General features: G+C 70.9%; 5 protein-coding genes. All 5 read right to left on the minus strand.

All coding sequences use genetic code 11. The annotated features are described in order from the left end of the window. Window positions 1–247, minus strand: a 247-nt coding sequence (locus J0670_RS31940; RefSeq protein WP_207815469.1) for a hypothetical protein, incomplete at its 3' end; no start/stop codon positions are given. 213 nt (window positions 248–460) lie between these two features. After that, window positions 461–1,123 (minus strand): 3-isopropylmalate dehydratase small subunit, encoded by a 663-nt coding sequence (gene leuD / locus J0670_RS31945; RefSeq protein WP_207815471.1) that lies wholly within the window; start codon window positions 1,121–1,123, stop codon window positions 461–463. Continuing rightward, on the minus strand, window positions 1,120–2,571 hold the full coding sequence (locus J0670_RS31950) for a 3-isopropylmalate dehydratase large subunit (protein WP_207815473.1): 1,452 nt from the start codon (window positions 2,569–2,571) through the stop codon (window positions 1,120–1,122). Before J0670_RS31950 ends, leuD begins: the two co-directional genes overlap by 4 nt. Before the next feature lie 35 nt (window positions 2,572–2,606). After that, window positions 2,607–3,503: an oxaloacetate decarboxylase gene (locus J0670_RS31955; RefSeq protein WP_207815475.1), complete on the minus strand. Its 897-nt coding sequence runs from the start codon at window positions 3,501–3,503 to the stop codon at window positions 2,607–2,609. A 70-nt stretch (window positions 3,504–3,573) separates the two neighbouring features. Further along, on the minus strand, window positions 3,574–4,017 hold the full coding sequence (locus tag J0670_RS31960; RefSeq protein ID WP_207815478.1) for a MarR family winged helix-turn-helix transcriptional regulator: 444 nt from the start codon (window positions 4,015–4,017) through the stop codon (window positions 3,574–3,576). Window positions 4,018–4,156 lie beyond the last annotated feature (139 nt).

Raw genomic sequence — 4,156 nt, forward strand, 5'->3', positions numbered from 1 at the left:
CAGCCCGCAGCACCGGCACGGCTTCCAGCGGCGCGGCGGCCACCGGTGGGGCCGTGGCCATCAGCAGCGCCAGGCCGGACAGCACCGCGCTGCCCACCGACACCGCCCCCACGCCGCGCTCCCCGCGCCGCCCGCCCGAGCCGACCGGATCGGACGCACCGACGGCCCCGACCGGGATGGTTCCACCGGCCGGGGCCCTGTTGAAATCGTCCTGTTCACGAGTACGAGCACTCATCCGCAGGTTCACCTCTCCTCACGACGAAGCGGCCCCGCACCAGGAAGCAACAAGATGCAGGCACCGCATGGCACCTGATGAAAAATCAGGACAAATCACCATTAGATACCCCGGTCCGATCACTTCGAGGTAGTGAGGTGAGGAGAGACCTCGCGCGTCGCACCGCCCCGCGCGAGCCGGTGAGGAGCCGGTGTCCGACCAGGTCACCGCCGACCTGCCGGGCCGTCACCCGTCAGTGGGCCCCTCGGGCGTTGTGCTCCGGGTCGGGTAGTTCCAGGGCCGACGGTGGCGGTCCCGGGTGCGGAAGCGGGTGATCGTCTCGCGCAGGAGCAGGGTCTCGCCGATGGTGTCCAGGCCACTGAGGAGTTGTCGGCGGGAGCGCTCGTCGATGGTGAAGGTGTGCTGCGGGCCGTCGGCGGCTGCGACCCGGCAGGTGTCCAGGTCGATGGTGAGGTGCGCGCTCGCCGTGGGGGCGAAGGTCTCGTCGGCGAGTCGCTGGTGTTCGGCGGGCGGCAGGGACAGTGGCAGCAGGCCGTTGCGCAGGCAGTTGGTCTCGAAGATGGATCCGAAGGTGGGGGCGATGACGGCGCGGATGCCGAAGTCCCGCAGGGCCCAGACCGCGGTTTCGCGTGAGCTGCCGCAGCCGAAGTTCGGGCCGACGACCAGGGCGACGGCGTTGCGGTAGGGAGGCTGGTTGAGGACGAAGTCGGGGCGCTCCGCGCCGTCCTCGTCGAAGCGCAGGCCGGCGAACAGGGCGGCCTCGTAGCCGTACTTGGACAGGCTTGCGGGGCGGAAGCGGGAGGGTGCGATGGCATCGGTGTCGATGTTGGCGCGCAGCAGGGGTGCCGCGATACCGGTGACCTGGTGGAAGGGCTGCACGGTGCTCATCGCTCCCGGGGGTCGGCGAGGCGGCCGGCGAGCGCGGAGGCGGCGACGGTCGCGGGACTGGCGAGGTGGGTGCGCACACCGGGGCCCTGGCGGTTCTCGAAGTTGCGGTTGGTGGAGCTGATGACGCGGGCGCCGGCGGGGAAGCGGTCGCCGCCGGCGTAGAAGCACAGGCCGCAGCCGGACTCCCGCCACTGGAAGCCCGCGTCAACGAACACCCGGTCCAGGCCTTCGGCTTCGGCGGCGCGGCGCACCGCGGTGGAGCCGGGCACGCAGATGGCGGTGACCCCTTCGGCGACCCTGTGTCCGCGCAGGACGTCGGCGGCGATGCGCAGGTCGCTGAGCCGCGCGTTGGTGCACGAGCCGAGGTAGGCCGCGTCGATGGCGACGGAACTGAGCGCGGTACCGGGCCGCAGGTCCATGTAGTCGAGCGCGCGCCGGGCGGCGGCGGGATCGGCCAGTTCGTCGGGGTGGGGGACGAACGAGTCGATTCCGGTGGCGTGCTGCGGGCTGGTGCCCCAGGTGACCTGGGGGCCGAGGCCGTCCACCTGGAGGGTGGTGGTGCGGTCGTACGGGGCCGCGTGGTCGCTTCGCAGGTCGAGCCAGGCACGGGCGGCCTGGTCCCAGGCCGGTCCGACGGGAGCGTAGGGGCGGCCCTTGAGGTAGTCGAGGAGCTTCTCGTCGGGCGCGACGACACCGGTGCGGGCACCGGCCTCCACGGCCATGTTGCACAGCGTCATCCGGGCCTCGACGCCGAGGGCGCTGATCGCGGAGCCGGCGAACTCGATGGCGTGGCCGGTCGCGCCGCCCGCGCCGATGCTCGCGATCAGGGCCAGGATGAGGTCCTTGGCGACGACGCGGTCGCCCGGTGTCCCCTCGAAGCGGGCGAGCATCGTCGCGGGACGCCTGATCGCCAGGGTCTGGGTGGCCAGGGCGTGCTCGCACTCGGTGACGCCCACGCCCCAGGCCAGCGCTCCGATCCCGCCGAGCGTGGGGGTGTGGCTGTCGGCGCAGATCATGGTGGTTCCCGGCAGGGCGATGCCCTGTTCGGGGAAGACGACGTGGGAGATGCCCTGACGCGGGTCGGCGATGTCGAACAGGGTCACCCCCTGGTGGCGGGCCTCCGCACGGAAGGCGTCGATGAACATCGCGCCGCCGGGGACCGGCGTGCGGTCGTCGCGGCCGGGACGGGTGTCGACGACATGGTCCATGGTGCCGAAGACCAGGTCGCGGTCGAAGAGTTGGCGTCCCTCGTCACGTACGGCGCGCAGGGCCAGCCCGCCGCTGCGGTCGTGCAGGAGGATCCGGTCGATGTGCAGCAGGGAGGTGTCGTCGTCGAGTTCGGCGACCACGTGCTGGTCCCAGATCTTGTCGATGACGGACCGGGGGCGGTCGGTGGTGTCGGTGGTGTCGGTGGTGCCGGTGGCCGTGGTTGCGGTGTCGCTGGTCATGGTGCGGCCCTCCTTCGATGGTGGGAGGTGCGGAGTCATCGGGCGGCGTGCGGGGTGCCGGTCAGGGGGCGCAGGTAGCGCTCCTCCAGTTCCTCGATCTCGCGCATGCCCATCAGGTCGTGGGCTTCGCGGAAAGGGACGAGCAGGTCGCCGAGGTCGGCGGTGCCGTCGTCCTCGCGCATCCGCCGCAGCGCGGTGCGCATGCCGCCCATGGCGGCCAGCAGGAGCACGGCGGGCAGGCTGACCCGAGCGACGCCCAGCTCCTGCAGTTCGGTGAAGGTGAGCCGCTGCGGGGACTTTCCGCCCTCGATCACATTGACGGCCACGGGCCCGCGGATGCCGCGGACCGCCTCGCGGATCTCCTCGCGACTCGTGACGCCCTCGACGAAGACCATGGTGGCGCCGGCCGCCAGGTACGCGTTGCCCCGCCGGATCACTCCGGCCATGCCCTCGCAGGCCAGCGCGTCGGTGCGGGCGTTGATGACGAAGTCGGGGTCGTGGCGGGCATCGGCCGCCGCGCGGATCTTGGCGGCCGCCTCGTCGAGGTCGACGAGCTGCTTGCCGTCCAGGTGCCCGCAGCGCTTGGGCACCACCTGGTCCTCCAGGTTGATGCCCGCGGCACCGGCGCGCTCGAACGCCTGGACCGTGTAGTAGGCGTTGACCGCGTTGCCGAAGCCGGTGTCGCCGTCGCCCATGACCGGGACCGAGACGGCGTTCACGATGCGCGCGGTCCAGGCGGCCATGTCGTCCATCGAGATCATGGAATAGTCCGGGCGTCCGAGGTGGACCCCGGAGATGCTCGCGCCACTGCACTGGACCGCCGCGAAGCCGGCCTGCTCGGCGAGTCCGGCGCTGATCGGATCGAAGACCCCGGGCATCACCAGCAGTTCGCGGTCCAGGATCAGTTCTTTGAGTTTCGAGGCACGGCTCATCGTCGTTCGTTCTCCTTGATCGGATTCGAGTCGCTCTGAAGCGCGTTGAACGGACGTCAGGGGTGGCGCACTACTCGACCAGCCGCCCCAGGAGGGCGAGCGCCTCGATGATGGACCGGCGCTCGGCGGCGGTGTAGCGCTCCTGGAGCGCGCCGGCCAGCCATTCCTCCCGGGCGTGCCGACTGTCGTTCAGCTGCTCCACGGCTTGCCGGCTCAGCGAGATGACCTGCCGGCGTCCGTCCGAGGGATCGGGCTGACGCTCGATCAGTCCGCGTTCGGCGAGCGCGGCAATCGTGTTGGTCATCGACTGCGAACGGACCCTCTCGGCGGCGGCCAGATCGCCGACCGTCGCCGGTCCGTCCGCGAGCCGACTGAGGACCGACGCCTGCGACGGGGTGAGCCCGTGCGGGTCCTCGGTCTCCTTGAGGCGCCGCCGCAGACGGTTGAGGAGGACTCGCAGCTCTCCGGCCGCACGGACGGCCGACTCGGATGCGCTCGCGGCGTTCTGTTCCATGCCGTCCACGCTAAAACCCGCAGTCTGAACTGTCAAAGGAAAACTACGTAGTTTTACCTACAGATATCGGGGGCGGCTTCGGATCCGGCGATCACCCCCGCCGACGCGTCGGACAGCCCTCGACATAAGTAGCTTTAGA

Source organism: Streptomyces sp. FH025 (genome assembly GCF_017427025.1).
Lineage (GTDB): Bacteria > Actinomycetota > Actinomycetes > Streptomycetales > Streptomycetaceae > Kitasatospora.